General features: G+C 63.2%; 18 protein-coding genes. 6 read left to right on the plus strand and 12 right to left on the minus strand.

Annotated features, from left to right (window positions below):
* Window position 1 precedes the first annotated feature (1 nt).
* From HNQ36_RS18375 to HNQ36_RS18385, 3 genes are all read right to left on the minus strand, one after another.
* Window positions 2-886, minus strand: a complete 885-nt coding sequence (locus HNQ36_RS18375) for a 4-(cytidine 5'-diphospho)-2-C-methyl-D-erythritol kinase (protein WP_184087352.1) — start codon at window positions 884-886, stop codon at window positions 2-4.
* Between the two features lie 182 nt (window positions 887-1,068).
* A complete protein-coding gene (locus HNQ36_RS18380; protein WP_184087354.1) occupies window positions 1,069-2,877 on the minus strand; it encodes a tetratricopeptide repeat protein in 1,809 nt (602 codons plus the stop codon).
* 146 nt (window positions 2,878-3,023) lie between these two features.
* Window positions 3,024-4,685 (minus strand): electron transfer flavoprotein-ubiquinone oxidoreductase, encoded by a 1,662-nt coding sequence (locus tag HNQ36_RS18385; RefSeq protein ID WP_184087356.1) that lies wholly within the window; start codon window positions 4,683-4,685, stop codon window positions 3,024-3,026.
* 130 nt (window positions 4,686-4,815) lie between these two features.
* Here HNQ36_RS18385 and HNQ36_RS18390 point away from each other — a divergent pair, with 130 nt between their 5' ends.
* Window positions 4,816-5,610, plus strand: a complete 795-nt coding sequence (locus HNQ36_RS18390; protein ID WP_184087788.1) for a uracil-DNA glycosylase — start codon at window positions 4,816-4,818, stop codon at window positions 5,608-5,610.
* Between the two features lie 127 nt (window positions 5,611-5,737).
* Window positions 5,738-6,949 carry an MFS transporter gene (locus HNQ36_RS18395; protein ID WP_184087358.1) on the plus strand — a complete coding sequence of 404 codons (1,212 nt, stop codon included), beginning with the start codon at window positions 5,738-5,740 and terminating at the stop codon, window positions 6,947-6,949.
* 153 nt (window positions 6,950-7,102) lie between these two features.
* Here the strand turns inward: HNQ36_RS18395 and HNQ36_RS18400 are convergent, their stop codons facing one another.
* The 4 genes from HNQ36_RS18400 to HNQ36_RS18415 form a co-directional block, all read right to left on the minus strand.
* A complete protein-coding gene (locus HNQ36_RS18400; protein ID WP_184087360.1) occupies window positions 7,103-8,431 on the minus strand; it encodes an NCS2 family permease in 1,329 nt (442 codons plus the stop codon).
* A 12-nt stretch (window positions 8,432-8,443) separates the two neighbouring features.
* The gene (locus HNQ36_RS18405; protein ID WP_184087362.1) at window positions 8,444-9,970 is read right to left on the minus strand and encodes a glycosyltransferase family 39 protein; all 1,527 of its coding nucleotides are present in this window, start codon (window positions 9,968-9,970) and stop codon (window positions 8,444-8,446) included.
* Window positions 9,971-10,043: 73 nt separating this feature from the next.
* Complete coding sequence (gene rnhB, locus HNQ36_RS18410) at window positions 10,044-10,799, minus strand: ribonuclease HII (RefSeq protein ID WP_184087364.1); 756 nt, start codon at window positions 10,797-10,799, stop codon at window positions 10,044-10,046.
* Between the two features lie 158 nt (window positions 10,800-10,957).
* Window positions 10,958-12,118 (minus strand): PA0069 family radical SAM protein, encoded by a 1,161-nt coding sequence (locus HNQ36_RS18415; RefSeq protein WP_184087366.1) that lies wholly within the window; start codon window positions 12,116-12,118, stop codon window positions 10,958-10,960.
* Between the two features lie 240 nt (window positions 12,119-12,358).
* On the opposite strand from HNQ36_RS18415, the gene HNQ36_RS18420 reads away from it, so the two are divergent.
* Together HNQ36_RS18420 and HNQ36_RS18425 are read left to right on the plus strand one after the other, a co-directional pair.
* Window positions 12,359-12,931 (plus strand): glycosyltransferase family protein, encoded by a 573-nt coding sequence (locus HNQ36_RS18420; protein WP_046828961.1) that lies wholly within the window; start codon window positions 12,359-12,361, stop codon window positions 12,929-12,931.
* A gap of 88 nt (window positions 12,932-13,019) precedes the next feature.
* On the plus strand, window positions 13,020-13,955 hold the full coding sequence (locus tag HNQ36_RS18425) for a bifunctional helix-turn-helix transcriptional regulator/GNAT family N-acetyltransferase (protein ID WP_184087368.1): 936 nt from the start codon (window positions 13,020-13,022) through the stop codon (window positions 13,953-13,955).
* 161 nt (window positions 13,956-14,116) lie between these two features.
* Here HNQ36_RS18425 and moaB read toward each other — a convergent pair whose 3' ends face one another.
* Together moaB and ypfJ are read right to left on the minus strand one after the other, a co-directional pair.
* A complete protein-coding gene (gene moaB, locus HNQ36_RS18430) occupies window positions 14,117-14,662 on the minus strand; it encodes a molybdenum cofactor biosynthesis protein B (RefSeq protein WP_184087370.1) in 546 nt (181 codons plus the stop codon).
* 9 nt (window positions 14,663-14,671) lie between these two features.
* Window positions 14,672-15,619 carry a KPN_02809 family neutral zinc metallopeptidase gene (ypfJ, locus tag HNQ36_RS18435; RefSeq protein WP_184087372.1) on the minus strand — a complete coding sequence of 316 codons (948 nt, stop codon included), beginning with the start codon at window positions 15,617-15,619 and terminating at the stop codon, window positions 14,672-14,674.
* A gap of 397 nt (window positions 15,620-16,016) precedes the next feature.
* Here ypfJ and HNQ36_RS18440 point away from each other — a divergent pair, with 397 nt between their 5' ends.
* Window positions 16,017-17,150, plus strand: coding sequence for a site-specific DNA-methyltransferase (locus HNQ36_RS18440; RefSeq protein ID WP_184087374.1), 1,134 nt, complete (start codon window positions 16,017-16,019; stop codon window positions 17,148-17,150).
* A gap of 14 nt (window positions 17,151-17,164) precedes the next feature.
* Here HNQ36_RS18440 and HNQ36_RS26485 read toward each other — a convergent pair whose 3' ends face one another.
* Both HNQ36_RS26485 and HNQ36_RS18450 read right to left on the minus strand, forming a co-directional pair.
* Window positions 17,165-17,395, minus strand: a complete 231-nt coding sequence (locus HNQ36_RS26485; protein ID WP_347339983.1) for a YjiS-like domain-containing protein — start codon at window positions 17,393-17,395, stop codon at window positions 17,165-17,167.
* Window positions 17,396-17,824 (minus strand): nuclear transport factor 2 family protein, encoded by a 429-nt coding sequence (locus HNQ36_RS18450; RefSeq protein WP_184087379.1) that lies wholly within the window; start codon window positions 17,822-17,824, stop codon window positions 17,396-17,398.
* Window positions 17,825-17,915: 91 nt separating this feature from the next.
* On the opposite strand from HNQ36_RS18450, the gene HNQ36_RS18455 reads away from it, so the two are divergent.
* On the plus strand, window positions 17,916-18,842 hold the full coding sequence (locus tag HNQ36_RS18455; RefSeq protein ID WP_184087381.1) for a LysR family transcriptional regulator: 927 nt from the start codon (window positions 17,916-17,918) through the stop codon (window positions 18,840-18,842).
* Here the strand turns inward: HNQ36_RS18455 and HNQ36_RS18460 are convergent.
* Complete coding sequence (locus HNQ36_RS18460; RefSeq protein WP_184087383.1) at window positions 18,837-19,310, minus strand: nuclear transport factor 2 family protein; 474 nt, start codon at window positions 19,308-19,310, stop codon at window positions 18,837-18,839. The genes HNQ36_RS18455 and HNQ36_RS18460 overlap by 6 nt on opposite strands.
* Window positions 19,311-19,327: the final 17 nt, after the last annotated feature.

A 19,327-nucleotide genomic window follows, 5' to 3' on the forward strand; every position in this document is an offset into this window, starting at 1 on the left:
CTTAGCTCAGCACGCCGGCGTGAACCCACCAGTTGGGGTGAGTTTGCGTAATGGCTTTCGCGGCCTGTCCGGCATCGCCGATGGTCTCATAGATCGCAAAACACGTTGCACCGGAGCCTGACATCCGCGCGAGTTGCACGCCGTCCGTCGCGCGCAGCGCGGACAGGACCTCATCGATGACGGGCTCGACCTTGAGCGCGGGCCGTTCGAGATCGTTGGTGCCCGAGCCGATGGCCTCGATCCACGCGCCGAACGACGCGCCGTCCGCCGGCCAGCCTCGCGACAGCATGATATCGCCGGCGCCCGCGAGAAGCTCGCCCTTGCCAAGGCCCAACGCTGCGAACACATCCTTGGTGGCGACGCCGACGCGCGGATTGACCATCACGCACGGCATCGAAGGAACATCGAGCATCGACAAATTCTCGCCGACACCCGTCATGGTGCAGGCGCGTGACGCGAGACACACCGGAATGTCCGCACCGGTTTCGCGCGCGACATCGACAATGCGCGGATCGTCGATAGCAAGTCCGTTGGCGCGCGCCAGCAGCCGCAGTGCCGCAGCCGCATCCGCCGATCCGCCGCCGATGCCGGCAGCGACCGGAAGATGCTTGTCCAGCGTGAATTGCCCGAACGTGAGACCCGGAATGCGTTCGGCGAGCAGCCTTGCAGCGCGGATCACGAGATTATCCGACATCTCGCCGCAGTCCGCCGCGCCCGGCCCTCCGGTCGCAAGGCCAAGCTCAGCCCCCGGCGCAAACGTCAGCGTGTCCGCGCAATCGGCAAACACCACCAGGCTCTCGATGTCATGATAGCCGTCCGGGCGGCGGCCAAGGACGCGCAAGGTGAGGTTGACCTTGGCGCGCGCGGTTTCAGTCAGCAGTGTCATGGTATTTGCCGCCCCGGCCACAATGCATCATGCGCGGGCGCAGCAGCCTGCCTTGCGCAGACCGCGTAAACTTGTCTGCGCACCCGCGCATCCATCAACGTTTATTCAAGAAGATGGATTGCCGGGTCAAGCCCGGCAATGACAATTCCGGCGATGGCAGAACGATCGGGCGCCCGACAGGACTAGCCGCCCCTGCCGTCGTCCTTCTTCTTCTCGGCGGCAGCCGCGTTGGACGTGTCTTCGGGAAGGCCGTCACGCAGCTTGGTCTCGATCTTCGGCAATTCGTCCGCCTCGGGCTTGAGATCCTTCGCATGCTGCCACTGGAATTTTGCTTCCAGCGTCCGCCCGACGCGCCAATAGGCATCGCCAAGATGATCGTTGATTGTCGGGTCTTCCGGCTTGAGATCGATCGCGCGTTCGAGGTGCTTCACGGCGTTCTCGTAATTGGCGATGCGGTAGTAGGCCCAGCCCAGCGAGTCCACGATGTAGCCGTCGTCCGGCCGCTGCTCGACGGCGCGGCGGATCATCTTCATGCCTTCATCGAGATTGATGCCCTGATCGATCCACGAATAGCCGAGATAGTTCAGGACGTGCGGCTGCTCGGGCTGCATCTCGAGCGCCTTCTTCAGATCGACTTCCGCCTTCGCCCACTGCTTCGAGCGCTCGTTGCAGATGCCGCGGAAGTAGTAGAACACCCAGTTCGGCTTGTCGGTGGTGCTGGCCTGGGCCTCGATGCCCTTGCCGTAGGTCTCGCTGCAATCGGCGAACTTCTTGCGGGCGCGCTCGATATTGCCGAGCGCCATGATCGCCTCGACATCCTTCGGATCGTCGGCGACGACACCGTTCAGGATCTTGATCCCTTCCTCCGTGCGATCAACGGCATCGAGATCGGTCGCAAGCTGGATTTGCGCGTTGCGCTTGAGCGGCGAATTGGCGGGCACGCGCTCATAGATCTTGATCGCCATCTGCGGCTTCTTCACCGTTTCATACAGATCGGCCAGCGACAACAGCGCGAGGGAATGGTTCGGGTTGAGGTAGAGCGCAAGCTGAAGATAGACCAGCGCAAGGTCCTCGCCGCCGCGGCGCGTCAGCGATGCGCCGATGCCGTACAGCGCTTCCGCCGCGCCCTGCTGCGGATTTTCCGCCAGCGGCGACAGCTTCTTGCCGGCCTTGGTTTCACGAATGCCTTCCACCACCAGCGGATGACGCGCGAGCTTCTTGTCGAAGCCCTGATAGATGGCAGTCGCCGCTGCCGCGTCCCTGTTGCGCGACAGCCAGCGCGCATAGGCATCCGACACCCGCAATGCGGAGTCGTCGAGCTTGTAGGCGCGCTCGAAGCGGGCGCCGGCTTCCTTCTGCTTGTTGGCAAGTTCAAGGATCATGCCGGTGTGCAGGTCCTTGAAGATCGGATACCACTCCGGCCCCGCCAGCTTGTCGATGCTTGAGACCGCGGTCTGGGTGTTGCCCGCGCCGTAACTGGCCCAACCGGACAGCAGCGTCGCGACAAGATCGGTGATCGGCCCGCGGATGGACTGATTGATGTTCTGCTGGGCGACGGCGTAGTTCTTCTGCTTCAGCGAGCGGACGCCCGCCACCAGCCGCGCGACGCGGTTGTTCTTGTCGACGGTCAGAATGCGGTCGGCGAGTTTCACCGCCGCGTCGATGTCGCCATCGGCAAGGGCTGCGATGAAGGCACGGTCCAGCAGTTCGCTGTTCTTCGGGTCGGAGCGCAGCGCCGCGCGGTAGAATGCCGACGCCGCAGTCGCGTCGCGCTCGACACTGGCGTGGCGCGCGGCGAGGTAGCTTCCCGCTACCGTCAGGCCGATCAGATCACGCGCGCTCGGATATGGTGCCTGCTTGGCGTCTTCGCTGGCGCTGGTCCGGGTCTGCGCCGCGAGCGGCCCGCTGGAGGCGAGAACCGATGCAAACGCGAGAGTGGCGACGGCCACGCGGCTGAAACGACGTTGGAGGATCACGCTCGCCGGCTCCATGGATTGAAAGGGGTGCGACCGGTCAGGCCAGCAGCATAGGGACAATGGCTTGTTTAGCCCGCATCCGCAAGGATTCGAGCGGCCGGTCGAGGAGCCCAGTTACTGTGGCGCAATCGTGGCGGTGCACCGATCTCGCGCAATCGTGCTTACATCGACTGGTAATTCGGCCCGCCGCCGCCTTCCGGCGGAACCCAGGTGATGTTGCCGTTGGGGTCCTTCACGTCGCAGGTTTTGCAGTGGACGCAATTCTGCGCGTTGATCTGGAACCGTGGACCGGAATCTTCCTCGACCCACTCGTAGACGCCCGCCGGGCAATAGCGGTTCGACGGACCGGCAAACACGTCATGTTCCGAGGATTTTTGCAGGTTCATGTCCGCGACCCTGAGGTGGATCGGCTGATCTTCCTCGTGATTGGTGTTGGACAGGAATACCGATGACAGCTTGTCGAAGGTCAGCTTGCCGTCCGGCTTCGGTCCCGGAATCGGCTGATGCGCCTTGGCGGGATCTAGCGTCTTGCGGTCTGGCTTGGCGTGGGACAGCGTTCCGAACAGCGAGAAGCCGAACAGCGTGTTGGTCCACATGTCGAAGCCACCGAGCCCGACGCCGATGATGGTGCCGAACTTCGACCACAGCGGCTTGACGTTGCGGACCTTGTGCAGGTCCTTGCCCACTGCGGAATCGCGCCAGCCATTTTCATACGCAACCAGTTCGTCGTTCGCGCGGCCCTCTGCCAGCGCAGCCGCGACCTGCTCGGCCGCCTGCATGCCGGTGCCCATCGCATTATGCACCCCCTTGATGCGCGGCACGTTGACGAAGCCCGCCGCGCAGCCGATCAGCGCGCCGCCCTTGAAGGTCAGACGCGGCACCGACTGATAGCCGCCTTCGGTGATCGCACGCGCGCCGTAAGCGATGCGCTTGGCGCCCTCGAACACGCCGCTGATCTTCGGATGGGTCTTGAAGCGCTGGAATTCCTCGAACGGCGACAGATACGGATCGTCGTAGTTCAGATGCACCACGAAGCCGACGGCGACGAGATTCTCATTGTAGTGATAGAGGAACGATCCGCCGCCGGTGGACATGCCCAGCGGCCAGCCGAAGGAATGCTGGATCAGCCCCTTCTTGTGCTTGGCCGGATCGATCTGCCAGACTTCCTTGAGGCCGATGCCGAACTTCGACGGCTCGCTGTCCTTGTCGAGCGCGAACTTCGCAATCAACTGCTTGGTCAGAGAGCCGCGCGCGCCTTCGGCGAACAGCGTGTACTTGCCGAGCAGTTCCATGCCACGGGTATAGGAGGTCTTGTGCGAACCGTCGCGCGCCACGCCCATGTCGCCGGTGGCGATACCGCGCACCTCGCCGTTCTCGCCGTACAGCACCTCGACCGCGGCAAAACCCGGATAGATTTCGACGCCGAGCGCTTCGGCACGCGGTCCAAGCCAGCGGCAGACGTCGCCGAGCGAGCCGATGTAGCAATGGTGGTTGTCCATCAGCGGCGGCATCATGAAGTTCGGCAGCTTGATCGCGGCGCTCGACGTCATCCAGAAGAACTGGTCGTCCTTCACCTGCGTCTTCAGCGGGCAGTCGGCATCCTCACGCCAATCCGGAATCAACTGGTCGAGCGACACCGGATCAATCACCGCGCCGGACAGAATGTGAGCGCCGACTTCCGAGCCCTTTTCGACCACGACAACCGTCAGTTCCGGGTTGATCTGCTTCAGCCGGATGGCAGCAGCCAGACCTGAGGGTCCTGCTCCGACGATCACAACATCAAATTCCATGGAATCGCGCGGAGGAAGCTCTTCGGTACTCATGATGTCATCTCAAAATGATGGTTCAGAATGTTTCTAATCATCGTTCTTCCCGATTTTTCGCGCAAGAACAACCCCGTTTCGCTGCAGCGCGATCCGTCCTAATGTGCCGGCCGTGACCACACCCGAACCCATGCCCAACGCCCGCGAACTGCTCGCCTTTTATCTGGAGGCGGGAGTGGATTGCGCGTTGTCGGAAACCCCCGTCAATCGCCTGGTGGAAGAACCGGCAAGCGAGGAGCGGCCTGCCGCGAAGCCCGCACTGTTCCGCACTGCGAACCCGCCCCCTGTTGTTCCGGCTTCTGCCCATTCCGCACCCGCCGCGCCCGACGCCGCGATCATGTCGGCCCGCGAGATCGCGCCCAGGGCTGCATCGCTGCAGGAGCTGCGCGAACTGCTCGAACGCTTCGACGGCTGCGCGCTGAAGTCGACCGCGACGCGGCTGGTGTTTGCGGACGGCAATCCGGAAGCGAAGATCATGTTCGTCGGCGAAGCGCCGGGACGCGACGAGGATCTCGAAGGTCTGCCGTTCGTCGGACGCTCCGGAAAACTGCTCGACCTGATGATGGCCGCGATCGGCCTCGACCGCACCAAGGTCTACATCGCCAACATCATTCCGTGGCGGCCGCCCGGCAATCGCGACCCGTCACCGCAGGAAACGCAGATCTGCCTGCCCTTCATCCGGCGGCAGATCGCACTGGTCGATCCGGACGTGCTGGTGTGTCTCGGCAAGCCCTCGTCGCAGGCGGTGCTCGACCTCAAGGATGGCATCATGAAAACGCGCGGCAAGTGGATCGACTACGACACCGGCACGCGGAAGATCAAGGCGATGGCGACGTTCCATCCGGCCTATTTGCTGCGGCAGCCGATCTACAAGCGTCTGACCTGGCAGGACCTGCGCGCGGTGCAGAAGGCGCTTCAAGGCTGAGGCCGCGACAAACTGGCGATCGCACGGAATACAAAGCCTCTATGCATCCGCGCGTGTAGCGCTCGCGGCCGGTTCAGGCCATAAGCCATCGGTGCTGCGCTTTACGCAGCCATGCGAGGCGCTTGTCATGAATATGCACATTGCAGACGGAGCGATCGACGACACGGTGGCGCGGGCAAATGTGCGGCGACTTGCGGCTGCACAGGCTCTGACCGGCGCGAATGCCGCCGTCGTGTTCGCGACCGGCTCGATTGTCGGCGCGACGCTTGCGCCCAGCATGTCGCTCGCGACCCTGCCGCTTTCGATCTACATGCTCGGCCTCGCCGCCGGCACATTGCCCACCGGCATGATTTCGCAGGCCTTCGGCCGCCGCGCAGCCTTCATCGCAGGCACCGCGTGCGGCGCGCTGTGCGGCGTCCTCGCGGCCGTCGCTATTCTGTACGGCTCTTTCGCTCTCTTCTGTTTCGCGACGTTCCTCGGCGGAGTCTATGGCGCGGTCTCACAATCCTATCGTTTCGCCGCGACCGACAGCGCCAGCGCGACCTATCGGCCGAAGGCGATCTCGTGGGTGATGGCCGGCGGCGTGTTCGCCGGCGTGCTCGGGCCGCAGCTCGTGCAATGGACCATGGACATCTGGCCGCCGTATCTGTTCGCGGTGAGCTTTCTGGTTCAGGCCGTCGTTGCACTGATTGCCATGGTGGTGCTTGCCGGCGTCAATGCACCAAAGCCTGCCCCCGCACAAATGACCGGAGGCCGGCCGTTGCTGGAGATCGTCCGGCGGCCGCGCTTCATCGCCGCTGTGATTTGCGGTGCAGTCTCCTATACGGCGATGAACTTCCTGATGACCTCCGCTCCGCTGGCCATGAAGTTCTGCGGACTGACCCTGAGCGATTCCAACTTCGGCATCCAATGGCACATCGTCGCGATGTTCGGACCAAGCTTTTTCACCGGACACCTGATCGCCCGTTTCGGTGCGGCGAAGGTCGCAGTGGTCGGCCTGATCCTGGAAGCCGCAGCCGCGGTGATCGGACTGGCGGGCATCACCGCGATGCATTTCTGGGCCGGGCTGTTCGTGGTCGGCGTCGGCTGGAACTTCTCGTTCGTCGGCGCATCCGCGCTGATCGTGGAGACGCATGGCCCGCAGGAAGGCAAGAAGGTGCAGGCCTTCAACGACTTCATCGTATTCGGCCTGGTGGCCATCGGCTCGTTCTCGTCGGGCCAGTTGCTCGCGAGCTACGGCTGGTCGATGGTCAACATGGTGGTGTTTCCGGCGGTTGCCCTCGCGCTGGCCGCCCTTGCCGTCGCCGCGCTCATGCAGCGGCGGGCTGTGACTAGCTAGTGATCCGGTTCTAACATTCGTATGTGTTTTTCGTAGGCACTTTACGAATGTCAGAACCAAAGGATCACTAGAATTATTATTTGCTAGTGTCCTTTCGTATCCGACGTTTGCTCGGGAAGCGCTGCAAATGAAGCAAACGTCGGATACGGGACACTAGCCGATCGCGAACTTGGCGGCGAACACGACCGCGAGCACCAGCACGGCGGGCCTCGCATCCGAGAACCGGCCCGCGAGAATCTTAATCACTGCGTAGCTGATGAAGCCGAGGCCGAGGCCGGTCGCAATCGAATAGGTCAGCGGCATCGCAATCGCAGTGACCACCGCTGGCGCATATTCCGTGACATCGTCCCACGCCATGTCCGCGAGCCCCCGCGCCATCACGCAGGCGACGTAGAGCAACGCGGCGGCGGACGCATAGGCCGGCACCATCCCGGCGAGCGGTGCAAAGAACAGCGCCAACAGGAAGAACAGCGCGACGAACACCGCCGTCAGCCCGGTGCGGCCGCCCGCCGCGACACCGGATGCGCTTTCAATGTAGCTCGTGGTGGTCGATGTCCCGATCAGCGCACCGAACATCGCGGCGAAGCTGTCCGCCATCAGCGCCTGCTTCATGCGCGGCAGATTTCCATCCTTGTCGGTGAGACCGGCGCGGTGGGTGACGCCGATCAGCGTTCCGGCATTGTCGAAAACATCGATGAAGAGAAAGCTGAACACCACGATCAGGAATGTCAGCTCAGTGGCGCGCGAGAAATCGAGTTGGAACAATGTCGGCGCCAGCGACGGCGGCAACGACACCACGCCGTTGAAGCTGGTCAGCCCCAGCGGAAGCCCGATCAGCGAGACCGCGAGAATGCCGATCAGCGTGCCGCTGGCGATGTTGCGCGCGTTCATTGCCACGATCAGCGCGAAACCCAGCAGGCACAGCACAGGCGCCGGATGCGCGATGCCAAGCGGCCCCGCGGTCACCAGCGTCACCGGGCTCGCCACCACGATCTTCGCCTGTTCGAGCGCGATGATCGCGAGAAACAGCCCGACGCCTGCGGAGATCGCGAATTTCAGGTTTCGCGGAATGGCGTCGATGACATATTCGCGCAGCCGGAAGATCGACAGCGCGAAGAAGATCACGCCCGAACAGAACACCGCTGCGAGCGCCTGCTGCCACGTATACTTGTAGCCGAGCACGACAGTGAACGCGAAGAACGCGTTCAACCCCATGCCGGGCGCGAGCGCGATCGGATAGTTCGCCAGAAACGCCATCGCCAGTGTCGAGACCGACGCCGCAAGGCAGGTCGCGACAAACACCGCGCCCTTGTCCATGCCGGCATTGGCGAGAATGACCGGATTGACGAACACGATGTAGACCATCGTCAGGAACGTGGTGACCGCGGCAACAAATTCGGTGCGGACTGTCGTGCCGTGCTCCGTGAGGCCGAACTGGCGGTCGAGAAATGTCGTCCCGGATTTTTCCGCCTGCTCGCTCATGATGTCTCGCTGTTATCGGGAGCTTTGCCCTGGTGTCTGCGGGCGGACGATGCCCCAGCCGATCCGCACCAGCGCCTGGCGGCCCTTGACCAGGCGTTCGAAAGATCGCGGCACTTCCGGCACGAGGCCGGGAAACCGCTTCAGAATATCGGCGGGCGGCGTGCCGGCGGTATCCGCCGCGCGCCAGACCACCACGCCGCCGTTCTCGGTGAACAGCTTTGGCGTGATCCACGGTGTCTCTTGTGGTGTTGCATCGAACATGACGTGCGGGCGCGAGGACGCCCCGAAGCCGATCAATGTTGCGAGGTGCGGATCGCCCGCCACCGCGGCGAGCGGTCGGCCGGTGCGGCGCTCGAAATTCTCGCCGAAGAAGCGCCCGATATCGCGCGCCGGAAGCGACGTCTTGACCTCGGTGCTACCGATCCACGGCTGGATGAATGTCATGCCGAGGACAACCGCAATCGGCGCGGCCATGATGACCAGCCACACCGAGCGCAGATGCTGTTGCCGCCGCAGCGCGATGAGATCCCCCGCCGCAATGATCACCGCAAGTCCTGCGAGCAGCAGAGCGATCCCGTCACCGCCGATGACCTGATCCTGGCCGAGCAGCGCGGCAACAAAGCTGAGCGCAACCGGAGGTACGAGCGCGAAGACGTAAACGAACAGCCGCGCGAAGGGATCGGCCGGCGGACGAAAGATCAGCGGCGGATCCTCGCTCTTGCGGTCGAGCGCGCGGGAATTGAAGATCAGCAGGAGCGCCACACCGGACAGGGCGAACAGCAGTCCCGCCAGCAGCCCGCCCCATCCGAGCAGCCGCTCCTGAAACTCCGCCACCGCAGGCAACGACGGCAGCGCCAGCGCATTCGCGCGGATCAGCCAGATCCAATATGGCAGCACCAGCACGATCACCACGACGGCTGCATAAAGCGGATCAGTCGATAACAACGCGCGACGGCCTTTCGCCGTCGCCAGCACAAACACTGCCAGCATCGCCAGCAACGGCAGCGCGGCCGACGTGGTCAAAATCAACAGGCCGATCTCGATGGGCAGCCAGAACCACGCGCGCCGCCGACCCTGCCCGACGATCTCCCAGGTGTGAAGCAGGATCAGCGCCCACAGCGGCCGCGCCACGATGAGCGGGCCGAACTCCGCACCGGGAAACGAGAACGCCGTGATCGTCGCAGTCAGCAGCACCGCAAGAACGGCCTGCTGCGCACCTACGATGGCGCGGCCAAGCCTGAACAGCGCCCAGAACGTCAGGATGAAACAGAGCTGCGCCAGCAGATAGACGCCGAACATATGATTGCCGGACAGACGGAAGGCGACATCGCCGAGCCAGAATGCCAGCGGCGGGCCGAGATGGGTGCCGACCTGGTACTCCCTGCCGAAAGCCAGCACCGTGGCGACGTCGCCCGGCGGACTTCCGTACAACAACCACGGCAAAAGCAGCCAGAGCCCCGCCTGCGCCAGCACCACGATCCAGAAGATCAGCCGCGGCCGGGCGCGGACCAGTTCAACGATCAGGGATGTGAAACGCATGAAACGTTCGAACCGGCCTTTGGAAGGATGCCTCACTGATAGAGCGCACGAGGCAATCAGGCAACCGAACCGCTCAGATGGCCGCGATTGCCTCTTCGGACGACATGATCATCTCGATCTGGGCCGCCGCCGGGGTGTCGTCTTCCCCGAAATGCTTGCGGCGTGACGCCGCGACAGGCGCGAAAAAGCGGCGGTGATGAATGGTCGGCCCGAGTCGGTCGAGCGCTTCGAGATGGGCCGGGACGCCGTAACCCATGTGCTGTTCGAAGCCGTAGCCGGGATGATCCTGCGCCAGCCGACACATCAGCCGGTCGCGCGAAACCTTGGCGACGATGGAGGCTGCTGCGATCGACAGGACAATACCGTCGCCGCCGATCACCGCCTCGCAATCGCAGGACGTAGCCAGCCGGTCGCGCCCGTCGACAAAGACGTGCTTCGGCGTCTCAGGCAGCGCATGCACCGCGCGCGCCAGCGCCCAGAGCGAAGCGCGCAGGATATTGTCGCGGTCGATCCGCGACGGCGGCGCAATCGCAACTGAAACCAGCGCCGTCGCGCAAATCTCCTCGAACAGTTCCTCACGGCGCTCGCGCGTCAGCCGCTTGGAATCGTCGATGCCCTTCGGAACCCGCTTCGGATCGAGGATCACGGCAGCCGCAACCACCGGACCGGCCAGCGGCCCGCGCCCCGCCTCGTCGCAACCCGCAACCGGCCAGACGCCGCGCTTCAGCAATGCACGCTCACGGCGAAAGCTCGGCGCCGCGACGGCGATCACGCCGCTTCGCTTCGCTTTTTTTGCCTCTTTTGGAACCGCTGGGGACTTCCGAATCATGCGGCGATGCTGCGGGCGCATCGACCATCCCGCAAGCCGGAATTTTCAGCCGTGCCCGCTATTTGAGGCGGCTGAAAACATCAGCACTGAACCAAATTGCCGTCATGGCCGGGCTTGTCCCGGCCATGACAAGAAATAAATGGGACACGACTACGAGCCTAAAATAAATCCAGTTGCTCATTGGCACGCTTGGGGCGCGCGAAGTGGCCGGTCGTGAGTTTCGACCGCCGCTTGTTGAGGCCGAGCTTCTCGCAGGCGATCTCGAACCGCCGCCCGATCATCCAGGCCATCGGCCCGGTGCCCTTCATGCGCGTGCCCCATTGCGAGTCGTAATCGCGGCCGTCGCGCATGTCGCGGATCAGCGTGAAGACGTGGCGGTAGCGGTCCGGATAGTTCGCCATCAGCCATTCGCGGAACAGGTCGCGCACTTCGAGCGGCAGGCGGAGCAAGACATAACTCGCTTCCCTGACGCCGGCATGGGCGGCGGCATCGAGAATGCGCTCGATCTCGGAATCGTTCAGCGCCGGGATCACGGGCGCGACCATCACCGTCGTCGGAATTCCGGCGTCGGCCAGTTGGCGCAGCGCCTCCAGTCGCTTCGGCGGCGTCGCGGCGCGCGGCTCCATGGTGCGCGCAAGCTTCGGGTCCAGCGTCGTCACCGAAATCGCGACCTTGGCGAGGTTTCGTTTTGCCATCCGCGCGAGGATGTCGATGTCCCGCGCCACCAAGGCGGATTTGGTGACAATTCCGACCGGATGTCCGGCGCGCTCCAGCACTTCGAGAATGCCGCGCATGATTTTGTGCTCGCGCTCGATCGGCTGATACGGATCGGTGTTGGTGCCGATCGCGATCATGCGCGGCTCGTATCCCGGAGCAGACAATTCCTTCTCTAGCAGTTCCGGCGCGTCCGGCTTGGCGAACAGCCGGGATTCGAAATCGAGCCCCGGCGACAGGCCAAGATAGGCGTGGGTCGGACGCGCGAAACAATAGACGCAGCCGTGCTCGCAGCCGCGATACGGATTGATCGAGCGGTCGAAGCCGATGTCGGGCGAGTCGTTGCGGGTGATGACCTTGCGCGCGGTATCGACCGCAACCGTGGTCTTGAACGGCGGCAGTTCTTCGAGGCTTTGCCAGCCGTCGTCGAAGGTGACCCGCGCTTCGGCCTCGAAGCGTCCGCTGGCGTTGGATTGCGCTCCGCGTCCCCTGCGCCGCTGACGGTCGATCGCGACTTCGATCTCGGGAAACGGGGAAGGAACACCCGCCGGATCAGAGGGGGGCGTCACCGGCGGGTGCTTGAGGGCATGGGATGCATGGCTCATGGAGAGAACATAGCATCGCATGAGAACAAAACAAGAACTTCAAGGGCGCCTATCCCCAAATATTTGGGCCGGTCGTGGCAAGGGCACGATCCATCCGACGGATCGTCCAGCGACAGTTCCCGAGCCTGCCTTGCCGTTAATGAATGCCGCAAAAAGCTGCACCTGACGGGCTGTTCTGACTGTGACAAGATGATAACGGTTTCGCATCAATCGTTTGGCGGACACGTATTTCACCCACTCATGATCAGCGTTGTCATTCCCACTGAAGGCGTCGAGCAACCCGTTGTTGCCACCCTCGCGGCCCTGGTGCCAGGCGCGGCGGCCGGCCTCGTGCGGGACGTGGTGCTGGTGGATCGCGCTGCGTCCGAGGCGATCGAGCGGGTCGCCGATATTGCCGGCTGCCATTTCCTGAAGTTCGAGGGCTCACGCGCTGCCGCGCTCGCGGCGGGCGCCCAGCAAAGCCGCTCGCCCTGGCTACTGTTCCTGCTACCCGGTGCTGTGCTGGATTCGGGGTGGATCGACGAAACCACCCAGTTCATTCAGGGCGTTTCCCTGAGCGGCCGCCAGCGCGCCGGCGTCTTCCGCTACGCGCGCTCCCCCTATGAAGACGCCACCGTGCGCGACGGGGTGAAATCGCTGGCGCGGTTCATCTCCGGCCCGTCCCCCGATCAGGGTCTGCTGATTTCCCGCGATCATTACGAGCGGGTCGGCGGCTATGCCCCTGCGGCGCGGCGCGCCGAGGCCAAACTGCTCTCAAAGCTGGGCCGGACCGGTCGCGCGGTCCTGCGGACGCGGATTTTCGTCGCCGCCTGACATTAGTTGACCCCGTCAACAATAATACTTGACTGCGTCAACAATATCTCGAAGATGCCCGTCTGAACACGACGAGGCGTCGCTCGCCATGAGCCCACATTCCAAAGCCGAACAGGAAACGCGGATCGACACGATCCGGCGTTTCAACCGCTTCTACACCCGCAAGATCGGCGTGCTCGAACAGCATCTGCTCGAAAGCCCGTTCACGCTGACCGAAGCCCGCGTGCTGTTCGAACTGGCGCATCGCGACCGCACCCTCGCCAAGGAGATCGGCAGCGAGTTGGGCCTCGATCCCGGCTACCTCAGCCGCATCGTTCAGGACTTCACGGAACAGGGGCTGATCACGCGCAAGCCGGTCCCCTCCGACCGCAGGCAGTTCGAACTCGCGCTCACCGCCAAGGGCAAGCAGGCCTTCAGCCGCCTTGAGCGCGCGTCGCGTCAGGAAGTCGGCAAAATGATCGAAGCGCTGCCTGGCGACGGCGGGCAGCGTCTCGTGGCCGCGATGACAACCATCGAGCTGTTGCTGGGTGATGCGGACGAGCGTCCAGAAGTGACGCTGCGCACTCACCGGCCCGGCGACATGGGATGGATCGTGCAGCAGCACGGCCTGCTCTACGCGCGCGAATACAACTGGGACATCGCCTTCGAAGGTCTCTGCGCCGAGATCGTCGCGCAGTTCCTGAAAGACTTCGATCCGGCGCGCGAACGCTGCTGGATCGCCGAGATCGACGGGCGACAGGTCGGATCGGTGTTTCTGGTGAAGCATTCCGACGACGTCGCAAAGATTCGCCTGCTGCTGATTGATCCGGCGGGCCGCGGCCTCGGGATCGGCAAACGGCTGGTTGATGAGTGCATCGCCTTAGCGCGCAGTTGCGGCTACCGCAAGATCACACTGTGGACCCAGAGCATCCTGCTTGCGGCACGCGGTATCTATCAGAGCGCAGGTTTCGTGCATGTCGCCACCGAACCGCATCGCAGTTTCGGCCACGACTTGATCGGCGAGACGTGGGAGCGTGACTTGTAATGTCCTCGCGTCGCGAACCAGCGCGGCGCGCCACGCCGGACCTCGTCGCGTTTCACAAGATCAATGCGAAGCGGCTTCGTCTTCAAGTACGCCGGAACATGTGGCGCATTCTGTCCATGTGGCTAGCCAGAATTCTCAGGCGGCGCTGACGCGCGATACTACTACTTCGCCTTGCCGCGCTTCAGATGCTCGTCCAGCCGCGGCATGATTTCCACGAAGTTGCACGGCCTGGTGCGGTAATCGAGCTGCGGCGCGAGAATGCCGTCCCATCCATCCCGGCACGCGCCCGGCGAGCCCGGCAGGCAGAAGATGAATGTCGCGCCGGCGACGCCAGCGGTGGCGCGGCTTTGAATGGTCGAGGTGCCGATCTTCGCGTGGCTCAGCATGTGGAACGCGATCGAGAAACCGTCCATCCGCTTCTCAAACAGAGGTTCGACCGCTTCCGGCGTCACGTCGCGGCCAGTGAAACCGGTGCCGCCCGTGGTGATAACCACATCGACGCCGGGATCGGCGATCCACATCCGCAGCTTGGTGCGGATCGCATCGGCGTCGTCGGTGACGATGTCGCGCGCAGCAAGACGATGTCCCGCCGCCGTGAGGCGATCCGCCAGCGTCGTTCCGGATTTGTCGTCATCCAGCGAGCGCGTGTCGGACACGGTCAACACCGCGATATTGAGCGGGACGAACTGAGGCGCCTCGTTGGTCATGAACGGGCTCTAGAGCTGAACGCCGGGCGCAAACGTGTTGCAGGACTGCACCGTGCCCTGCTGGAAGCCGGTCATGAACCAGCGCTTGCGCTGCGCCGCCGAACCGTGGGTGAACGAGTCAGGCACCACGCGGCCCTGCGCCTTTCGCTGCAAGGTATCGTCGCCGATCGCCGCCGCCGTCTGCAACGCCGCATCGATGTCGCCCGCTTCGAGGAAGCCCGGACGCTTCTTCTCTTCGCGGTTCACCCAGACGCCGGACAGGCAGTCGGCCTGCAACTCGACGCGCACCTGAATATTGTTTGCCTCGGCCTTGCTGCTGGCCTGCTCCTGCATCTGCCTCGCCTTGGAGAGAATGCCGAGCTGGTTCTGGATGTGATGGCCGACTTCATGCGCGATGATGTAGGCCGCCGTGAACTTGCAGGCGCTGCCGGAGCAACCGCGGAAACGGGTCTCGACCTCGCGGAAGAATGCCGTGTCGAGGAAAATCTGCTTGTCGGGCGGACAATAGAACGGCCCCATGGCCGACTGCGCCATGCCGCAGCGTCCGCCGTTGGTGGCATTCTTGAAAAGCACGATACGTGGGCCGCGATAGGTTTGTCCGCTGGCCTGGAATATCTCGCTCCAGCGGTCGTCGAGTTCGCCGAGCACACCGGCGATCATGCTGCCCATTTCGTCCGTCGGCGCGCCGGCCTTCGGCGGGCTGCCGGTTTTGCGATCGGTCTGATAGCTCGGCGCCTGCTGCTGGCCGCCGGTCAGGATCTCGGCGCCGCCGATCAGGATGCGCGGGTCGATGCCCACCGCCCAGCCGATCAGGCCGAACACGACGATGGTGCCGATGCCGAGCCCGCCGCCTCCGCCCATCGGAAATCCGAAACCGCCGCCACCGCCTCCGCCATAGCCGCTGTCGTCGCGGCGGTCGTCGATGTTGTCGCTGCGGCGGAAATCATCGTAACGCATCGGAAATCTCCTCAACCGGCGGGCGCGTCATAGCGACATGCAACGGAGCCGCAAAAGTATCTGTTAACGATTCATACCGCGCCCGGCAAAAATTGCCTAGTGCGGCGTTTCAAGTTCGGTGCGGCATTTCGATGGGTTTCCACTCCATGACATGAATGCAGGCTGAATTTCGCAACGAAACGTGCGCAGCGCCAGTATTCCAGCGATTGGCTGCATTGTTCAACGCACTGCGTGCGTTTGCGATCCGCGATGCAAACCGGATTTCTGAATCAATTTCGGATTCGTCACAAACCTGTTTTTGATTAAGCCGATTTTTACCTTGGCCATTCATGGTGATGACAGTCGGATTAGTTAGTCCCGCGTCGCCGGCTGCGTCGCCTGAGTCAGGTTTTGAGTCATGGTAGTGTCGCGTCGCGGGGCGTCTGCAAAGGCGCCCCGCACTCAATTTGAAAATGCTCCGAGTTCGCATATCGTCATTGGCGATTGCGTCGCAGAGATGTCGAAGATGCAAGCCGGATCGGTCGATCTGGTCTTCGCAGACCCTCCATACAATCTGCAACTGAAGGGCGATCTCAAGCGCCCCGACGAATCCCACGTCGATGCGGTCAACAACGACTGGGACAAGTTCTCATCCTTCGCCGCCTATGACGATTTTACGCGCGCATGGCTGCTTGCCGCGCGCCGCGCCATGAAGCCGTCGGCAACGATCTGGGTGATCGGCTCCTATCACAACATTTTCCGCGTCGGCGCGATCATGCAGGATCTGGGCTTCTGGATTCTCAACGACATCGTGTGGCGCAAAACCAACCCGATGCCGAATTTCCGCGGCCGCCGCTTCACCAATGCGCACGAGACCATGATCTGGGCAGCGCGCGACGAGAACGCCAAGGGCTATACCTTCAACTATGAAGCGCTGAAGGCCGCCAATGAGGACGTGCAGGCACGCTCCGACTGGCTGATCCCGCTTTGCACCGGCGACGAGCGCCTCAAGGGCGGCGACGGCAAGAAGGTTCATCCGACTCAGAAGCCCGAAGGCCTCTTGGCGCGCGTGTTGCTGTCGTCGTCGAAGCCCGGCGATCTCGTGATCGATCCGTTCAACGGCACCGGCACCACCGGTGCTGTCGCGAAGCGTCTCGGCCGCAGCTATATTGGCTTCGAGCGCGACAAAACCTACGCCAAGGCCGCCGAGGCCCGCATCGCCGCCATCGAGCCGCTGCCGGAAGCCACGCTGGCGCCGTTCATGACCGCGCGCGGTGCGCCGCGCGTCGCGTTCTCCGAGTTGGTCGAGCGCGGCATGATCCTGCCCGGCACCAAGCTGGTGGATTCCAAGAAGAAGCACGCCGGACTGGTGCGCGCCGACGGCGCGATCATGCTGGGCGACAAGGTCGGCTCGATCCACCGCATGGGCGCGCTCGCTCAGGGGGCCGAGGCATGCAACGGCTGGACCTTCTGGCACATCGAGACCAAAAAGGGCCTCAAGCTGATCGACGAGCTGCGCGCCGAAATCCGCAGCGAGATGGCGGCGGGCTGACCCGCCGCCTATTCTTATTCTCGCCAGCAGGGCTTTTCGATTTCGGCCGCGACCTCTGCCCAACACATGCCCATATCGTTGACGTCACGTTCGCTCATCGCTGCGAGTTGACGCCGTTCGCGGCTGCGTCTTCGCCATGTCCGGAAAATTGACGCCGCCGCCCGAGCGATGTCCAGCATCGCACCCGATGATGGCTCTGACCGCCGGCTACCTGAGTTGGCGCCGACTCCGGTGTGAGCCAGCATTCAACCCGCCGCCCGCGATTGCGATTTCGGAAACGGCCCGAGCACGCGCTCGACCAATGCCGTGTCGCAGTATTCCTTGATCTGCTTGATCTTGCCGTTCTCAACGCGCCAGACCATGCAGTATTCGTTGTCGTACCGGTCGCCGGTCTTGGTGACGTTATCGCCTTTCGCTTCGACCACAACGGCGTCGCCCTCGGCAACAAAATTGAAGGCAACGGTTCTTGCGCGATCGGTCAGCAAGGTTCGCAAGTGGCCTAGAAGGCCGTTCGTGATGGCCTCCTTCCCTGTGTAGATTCCCGACCACGAATACTGCCCCATCACTACCCACGTCACATCCTCCGCAATGTTATCGATGAAGGTCGTACCGCTGCGGTTGGCGGAGTCGGCGAAGATCTGCTGGATCAGTTTCTTGTTGGCTTCGGCACTCATGAGTTCCGTCCTCTGCTTGTGTGATGAACGGATGATGGAGCGCGTATCGATATTCTTCCAATCGATGCTTTGTATGATATATATTCGCCTGATGAATTTAGCCTCGCTCGATCTCAACCTGCTGGTTGCCCTCGACGCGCTGCTGCTGGAGGCCAATGTCGGCCGCGCGGCGATGCGGATCGGCCTGTCGCAACCGGCGGCCAGCCACGCGCTACGACGGCTGCGCGATGCCCTGGGCGATCCGTTGCTGGTGCGCGCCGGCGCGCGCATGGAATTGACGCCACGGGCGCAGGCGTTACGTGCACCGCTGGCGCAGGCGCTGGATCAGGTGCGCGGCCTGTTCATGCCGGACGATTTCGACGCCGCCCGCAGCGAGCGGCGCTTCCGCCTGATGATGCCCGACCTCGCCGTCGAACTGCTGATGCCACCGCTGATGAAAAAGCTGGATGCCACAGCACCCGGTGTGCGGATCGACGTCGTGCCGTGGCGCGGCCCCGCGATCTTCACCGCCGAGTTCGCGCGCACCATCGACATGGTGATCAGCATCGGCGATGCCTTCAGGGGATTTCACCGGCAACTGCTCTATACCGACTCCGATGCGCTGGCGGTGCGGCAGGGGCATCCGGCGGGAGTGCGGCTGAAGAGCAAGGACACGTTTCTCAAGGCGAGGCATGTCGCGGTCGTCATTCGCGGCCAGAGCGAAGACCTGATCGACACGTGGCTGCAGACCAAAAAGCTGGAGCGGAGGATCGCGCTGGTGGTGCCGAGCTATATCGAGGCCCTGCACGTCGCCGCGCGTACCGATCTCGTCGCGTTCGTGCCGCGCCGCCTGATCGCCGCGCTGTCGAAGCAATTGTCGCTGGTGACGGTCGCCCCGCCCGTCGATCCGGGAATCGACGAGCAGTTCATGTTCTATCCGACCCGCGCGCAGATGGACCCCGGCTCGATCTGGCTGCGGACCGTCATGCTCGGGATCGGACGGGAGCTTGAGCGGCCGAAACGCCGCGCTCCGTCATGAAAGCTGCTTCTGAAGCTTTCCCTCGATGTAGACGCTGACGATGGTATCGTCGGACGGATAGTTCTCGGGAGCAACTGTCGTGATCTGCGCCTGAATGCATGTCCACTTGCCGTTCTCGAACAGATAGGTGTCAGTATACGTCGTCATCCCGGTCACATCCGTTCCATCGCGCCGGCGCGTGCACTTGTTGGTGGACCGCACCAGCGCGACATCGCCTATCACCGTAATCAATTCGTCGCGAACGTCCCAGTAGACGATCACCTTGGGATCGAAACCCGTCGCCCAGTGCTTGAGATACATCGCGCGATCCTGCCGCTGGCCGTTGGGCCGGATGTCGATAAAGCCCGGATGAAGAATGGCGTCGTGCGAGGCCACGTCGTTGGTCACAAAGTTATGGATGAAGCGTGCGTTCAGCGCGCGCAGCATGTTCATCGTTTCGGCCGATTGATGGTTGGGTTGGGCAAGCATTGTAATCTCCTGAGTTT

It is taken from the genome of Afipia massiliensis, from assembly GCF_014203115.1.
In the GTDB taxonomy this organism is placed as follows: domain Bacteria; phylum Pseudomonadota; class Alphaproteobacteria; order Rhizobiales; family Xanthobacteraceae; genus Afipia; species Afipia massiliensis.

Coding starts and splice junctions, on each gene's coding strand:
- HNQ36_RS18375 (WP_184087352.1), bottom strand. CDS start 886: ATGACACTGCTGACTGAAACCGCGCGCGCCAAGGTCAACCTCACCTTG.
- HNQ36_RS18380 (WP_184087354.1), bottom strand. CDS start 2,877: ATGGAGCCGGCGAGCGTGATCCTCCAACGTCGTTTCAGCCGCGTGGCC.
- HNQ36_RS18385 (WP_184087356.1), bottom strand. CDS start 4,685: ATGAGTACCGAAGAGCTTCCTCCGCGCGATTCCATGGAATTTGATGTT.
- HNQ36_RS18390 (WP_184087788.1), top strand. CDS start 4,816: ATGCCCAACGCCCGCGAACTGCTCGCCTTTTATCTGGAGGCGGGAGTG.
- HNQ36_RS18395 (WP_184087358.1), top strand. CDS start 5,738: ATGAATATGCACATTGCAGACGGAGCGATCGACGACACGGTGGCGCGG.
- HNQ36_RS18400 (WP_184087360.1), bottom strand. CDS start 8,431: ATGAGCGAGCAGGCGGAAAAATCCGGGACGACATTTCTCGACCGCCAG.
- HNQ36_RS18405 (WP_184087362.1), bottom strand. CDS start 9,970: ATGCGTTTCACATCCCTGATCGTTGAACTGGTCCGCGCCCGGCCGCGG.
- rnhB (WP_184087364.1), bottom strand. CDS start 10,799: ATGATTCGGAAGTCCCCAGCGGTTCCAAAAGAGGCAAAAAAAGCGAAG.
- HNQ36_RS18415 (WP_184087366.1), bottom strand. CDS start 12,118: ATGAGCCATGCATCCCATGCCCTCAAGCACCCGCCGGTGACGCCCCCC.
- HNQ36_RS18420 (WP_046828961.1), top strand. CDS start 12,359: ATGATCAGCGTTGTCATTCCCACTGAAGGCGTCGAGCAACCCGTTGTT.
- HNQ36_RS18425 (WP_184087368.1), top strand. CDS start 13,020: ATGAGCCCACATTCCAAAGCCGAACAGGAAACGCGGATCGACACGATC.
- moaB (WP_184087370.1), bottom strand. CDS start 14,662: ATGACCAACGAGGCGCCTCAGTTCGTCCCGCTCAATATCGCGGTGTTG.
- ypfJ (WP_184087372.1), bottom strand. CDS start 15,619: ATGCGTTACGATGATTTCCGCCGCAGCGACAACATCGACGACCGCCGC.
- HNQ36_RS18440 (WP_184087374.1), top strand. CDS start 16,017: ATGGTAGTGTCGCGTCGCGGGGCGTCTGCAAAGGCGCCCCGCACTCAA.
- HNQ36_RS26485 (WP_347339983.1), bottom strand. CDS start 17,395: ATGCTGGCTCACACCGGAGTCGGCGCCAACTCAGGTAGCCGGCGGTCA.
- HNQ36_RS18450 (WP_184087379.1), bottom strand. CDS start 17,824: ATGAGTGCCGAAGCCAACAAGAAACTGATCCAGCAGATCTTCGCCGAC.
- HNQ36_RS18455 (WP_184087381.1), top strand. CDS start 17,916: ATGAATTTAGCCTCGCTCGATCTCAACCTGCTGGTTGCCCTCGACGCG.
- HNQ36_RS18460 (WP_184087383.1), bottom strand. CDS start 19,310: ATGCTTGCCCAACCCAACCATCAATCGGCCGAAACGATGAACATGCTG.